This is a genomic window from Treponema sp. R6D11, assembly GCF_054786075.1.
Map to the genome: position 1 here is coordinate 1 of NZ_BDHD01000183.1, position 3,360 is coordinate 3,360.

General features: G+C 42.2%; 6 protein-coding genes. 4 read left to right on the forward strand and 2 right to left on the reverse strand.

What is annotated here, in order from left to right:
• Window positions 1-115 precede the first annotated feature (115 nt).
• The 4 genes from ACYVTD_RS10795 to folD all read left to right on the forward strand — a co-directional run bounded on the left by ACYVTD_RS10795 (window position 116) and on the right by folD (window position 2,577).
• Window positions 116-682, forward strand: coding sequence for an ROK family protein (locus tag ACYVTD_RS10795; RefSeq protein WP_461247778.1), 567 nt, complete (start codon window positions 116-118; stop codon window positions 680-682).
• 319 nt (window positions 683-1,001) lie between these two features.
• Window positions 1,002-1,520 carry a hypothetical protein gene (locus ACYVTD_RS10800; RefSeq protein ID WP_461247779.1) on the forward strand — a complete coding sequence of 173 codons (519 nt, stop codon included), beginning with the start codon at window positions 1,002-1,004 and terminating at the stop codon, window positions 1,518-1,520.
• A 29-nt stretch (window positions 1,521-1,549) separates the two neighbouring features.
• A complete protein-coding gene (locus ACYVTD_RS10805; RefSeq protein ID WP_461247780.1) occupies window positions 1,550-1,750 on the forward strand; it encodes a hypothetical protein in 201 nt (66 codons plus the stop codon).
• Window positions 1,747-2,577, forward strand: a complete 831-nt coding sequence (folD, locus tag ACYVTD_RS10810; RefSeq protein ID WP_461247781.1) for a bifunctional methylenetetrahydrofolate dehydrogenase/methenyltetrahydrofolate cyclohydrolase FolD — start codon at window positions 1,747-1,749, stop codon at window positions 2,575-2,577. The genes ACYVTD_RS10805 and folD overlap by 4 nt, the downstream gene beginning before the upstream one ends.
• On the opposite strand, the gene ACYVTD_RS10815 is transcribed toward folD, so the two are convergent.
• Together ACYVTD_RS10815 and ACYVTD_RS10820 are read right to left on the reverse strand one after the other, a co-directional pair.
• Window positions 2,528-3,172 carry a hypothetical protein gene (locus tag ACYVTD_RS10815; RefSeq protein WP_461247783.1) on the reverse strand — a complete coding sequence of 215 codons (645 nt, stop codon included), beginning with the start codon at window positions 3,170-3,172 and terminating at the stop codon, window positions 2,528-2,530. The genes folD and ACYVTD_RS10815 overlap by 50 nt on opposite strands.
• On the reverse strand, window positions 3,172-3,360 hold a 189-nt coding region (locus ACYVTD_RS10820; protein ID WP_461247782.1), incomplete at its 5' end, for a hypothetical protein. The genes ACYVTD_RS10815 and ACYVTD_RS10820, both read right to left, overlap by 1 nt.

Genomic DNA, 3,360 nt, shown 5'->3' on the forward strand with positions numbered 1-3,360 from the left:
ATAAACCTTTTCTTTTGCAAGTTTAACAAGTTTTATAACATCTGCCGCTGTTGCGGGAATTGTCGAAGGGCAACGAATCATAAAATGCCCAAACATCCCCTGCTTAAACGGGTTTTTGTTTGATTTCCCCGTTAATCTAATTAACGACGCGCGCGCGGCGGGCTTGGCAGAGTTCCAAAAAGGCGCGCTAAAAGGAGCCAAAAACTCCATTTTATTAACTCTTGGCACAGGAATTGGCGGGTGCATATTCCTAAACGGCTCTTTGTTCCGCGGAAAAGACAAAATCGCAGGCGAGGTGGGGCATTTGCGGTTCGGCAAGCAAGAATGGGAGAAGGAAGCTTCCGGCAGAGCGTTAATTAATCTTTCTCAACAGTTTTTCCCAAAAGAAGAATTTTCCGTTGGTGTTCGCTCCTTCTTCGCCGCAATCAAAAAAGGCGATAAAAACGCCCGTCTGGTCATGGAAAAATGGGTAAAACACATCGCGATCGGCGTGAATAATTTAATTCTTACATATAACCCCGAGGTAATCGCTTTTGGCGGAGGGGCAGCGGAGGATTTTGCCTGCTACGAACAAATTTTAAAACTAGAAGTCGAAAACATTTTAATATACAAACACTGTATGCCAAAGCTTAAAAAAGCTGCGTTCGGCAACTTAGCTGGGCTTTTGGGCAGCACATTATAAGGAGAAAAAACACATGAACTTGTTAAACACAAAATTTCTAAAAATCTTTTCCGTCTGGGTTGGGTTCCTATCTTTTCTTCTTGCTGTTCATTTCATAATCGTGGTTTTTCTAACCGGCTCGTTTAATGCATCAGGTTGGTATTTGTTGTTTTTTTGGCCTCTTTATTTCCTTGCTTTGGTCGTTTCTCTCTCTGCAGCCATTTTCCTCACAATTCTTTTCTGCCGTTCCGCGCCCTCTGCCAACCCCAAAAAAACGTCTTTTTTCATCCCTCTCGTCTCCATCTTCTTTTCTTTTTCTTTCTTAATTTCTTTTGTTATATTGTTAAACAACGGCGCCGGTCAAAAGTTATATGAAAACCACAGCCAGGCTCAAAAGACCAAAAACTCTCTCGAGGTTTCCTCCCTACCCAAATATGCCGATCTTTCCTCTGTCGGGCTGGGACGTTATGTTGTTTACGAAAACGTGTTATTTGACATCGCCAGACGCTCTACAACAGAAGATGATATAGACGCACAAACTCCTTACGGCGATTATTACAAATTCGTTTTTCCTTGTTTAACAGACGACCAAGCTTACCCCGTTTATGTCGTCAATGATGTCCACGTCTTCTTTGTGTCTGGCTCGGCTAATGCAAATTACGAAGGTTATGAATTAGAAACCCCTTTTTCGCTTAATGATGTCTGGGTTAAAAACTATTCTAAAAGCGCCGAAGAAAAAAGGTTGTTTGTTTTATATGATTCTTTCGTTCTTTCTCAAAGCGTTCTCTCAAAGACCGAACATTTTTTTATAAAAGGAAAAGAACTAAAATCTTTAATCAAAAACGAGTGTCAACCATGACACAAATGATAAAAGGAGGTTTTAAAAACATGAAAACCAATCAAAAAATTTTGCTAGTTTGGGCTGGGTTCTTGGTTTCTTCTCTAATTTTTGCTTTTTATAACGGCGGAAATTACGGCGATGGGTTCGCCCCCGCCTTCGTTCTTGGTCTTTTTTTCTTTTTTATTCCTGCCGCTATTCTTTCTATTGCTTTTGCTATTTACGATAAGTTTTTTGAAAGGAGAAAATGATGGCGAAAATACTAGACGGCAAGGCGTTAGCTGCCGAGATAAAAAAAGACTTAAAGCAAAAGATTCATGCAGAGGGGCTTTCTTGCGCGCTCGCGGTTGTTATAGTCGGCGATGACCCAGCTTCCCGTGTTTATGTTAACGGCAAGAAAAACGATTGCGCGGAAGTCGGCATAGAATCAATTGAAATCGCGCTCCCTGCAGACACGACCGAAACGAGTTTACTTGATATAATCGAAAAATTAAATAACGATAAAAACGTTAGCGGCATTTTAGTTCAGCTGCCGTTGCCAAAACATATTGACGAGCAAAAAATTATAAACGCGATAAATCCGCAAAAAGACGTCGATGCTTTTCATCCCTCTAACGTCGGGAAAATCATGATCGGTGATTATAAATTCTTGCCATGCACACCCGCCGGCGTAATGGAGTTGATTGCTAAAACCGGAGTCGATTTAACGGGCAAAAAGTGCGTCGTTGTAGGCAGGAGCAACATCGTCGGCAAACCGATGTCCATGCTTCTTCTGCACAAAAACGCGACGGTTACAATCTGCCATTCGCGCACGGTTAACCTAAAAGAAGAGTGCCTCGCTGCAGACGTTTTAGTCGTTGCTGTTGGCGTTGCCGAGCTCATAAAAGGCGATTATATTAAGCCGGGGGCTGTTGTCATCGATGTCGGCATGAACCGATTGGAGGATAGCAGGTTGGTCGGCGATGTAGCTTTTGAAGAATGCGAAAAAGTTGCCGGTTATATCACACCAGTGCCGGGCGGAGTCGGTCCTATGACTCGCGCCGTCCTAATGAAAAACGTCGTTTCTGCGGTTCTATAACATCTATTTCCGCGCCGAGAGATTTTAGGGTTTCGATGAATTTTTCATAGCCGCGTTCGATGTATTTAATTCCTGTTATCTCGCTTTTTCCGTTTATAGCCAACGCTGCAATCGTTAGCCCTGCTGCGGCGCGCAAGTCCTTTCCTTCGAATTGGCTTGCGTTTATTTTTTTTACTCCTTTTATCTTCGCCCTGTTTTCTAAGACCTCTATGTCTGCTCCTGCTTTTTTTAGCTCCTCCAACACGCTCATTCGATTTTCAAAAACGTTTTCTACATATTCTGTTTTCTTCCCTTTTTTTAAGGCTAAATACGGCATAACTATCGCGCCTGCGTCGGTTGGGAACCCTGGGTGGCTTGCGGTTTCGATTCTGCTTTTTTGGAGCGCATCCAATACGGGGTTTATATGTTTATTATAACTAATGTTTTTAATTGTTACCCGCCCGCCTGTTGTTTTCCCCGCCATTATGTACGTTAAAGCTGCGATTCTATCCGGCATTATTTCGTATTCCACGGCTTCTTTTAAGTTTCCCCCTCTAACAAAAAAACTTCTCTTTTTGCGTGTTATTTTCACGCCACATTTGCGAAGAAAAACCACTAAATCCAAAATTTTTGCTCGGCCCTCGCGGTTTTTATGGTGGTTTTTTTGCTTTTCCCTTCCCTTAATTTAAGCAAGTTCCCCGTTGCGCCGACGCTTGGAGACCCCAAAAATTTTTCTCTTTTTCTTTTTTTAATTTCTTTAAATTCTTTTTTATGTATATCGAGCGGTCTTTTCCCTATTTTGCC

What these genes read in the sequence shown, in the direction of transcription:
- ACYVTD_RS10805 (WP_461247780.1), top strand. Translation starts at nt 1,550, where the DNA reads ATGAAAACCAATCAAAAAATTTTGCTAGTTTGGGCTGGGTTCTTGGTT.
- folD (WP_461247781.1), top strand. Translation starts at nt 1,747, where the DNA reads ATGATGGCGAAAATACTAGACGGCAAGGCGTTAGCTGCCGAGATAAAA.